Origin of the sequence: Enterobacter cloacae complex sp.6700776 (genome assembly GCF_048284255.1) — a bacterium.
Taxonomy (GTDB): domain Bacteria; phylum Pseudomonadota; class Gammaproteobacteria; order Enterobacterales; family Enterobacteriaceae; genus Enterobacter; species Enterobacter intestinihominis.
In genome coordinates this window covers 1-328 of the sequence record NZ_JBLVYK010000117.1, presented here as the reverse complement: position 1 = coordinate 328, position 328 = coordinate 1, and the positions used below count along the sequence as shown (strand labels likewise).

Annotated in this window: 1 protein-coding gene; it reads right to left on the bottom strand. The window is 43.6% G+C overall.

Annotation, left to right across the window (positions count from 1 at the left end; all coding sequences use genetic code 11):
* Positions 1 to 328: BCCT family transporter (locus ACNQ0T_RS23470; RefSeq protein ID WP_417930411.1), on the bottom strand; the 328-nt coding region annotated here is incomplete at both ends.

The window sequence follows — 328 nt, the reverse complement described above, 5'->3', positions numbered from 1 at the left end:
ACTTAGGAACGTTAATGACATTTTTATCAATTAGTTGGAGTGTGTTACTGCCGAGAATGGTCCAAATTAAGGTAGTACCTGCGGTTAAGCCCGCAACCATACCTAAACACAGTTCACGAACAGTACGTCCTTTGGAAATACGTGCGAGGAAAATACACATTTGAATCGCGTAGATAACCCACCAAGCCCAGTAAAACACGGTCCAACCTTGAGGGAATCCACCTTTGCCAACTGCATCGGTATAGAACAGCATGCGTGGCATATACATTAATAATACGCCGACAGAGTCTGTAAAATAGTTGGCGATAAAGCTCGCACCACTGACAAT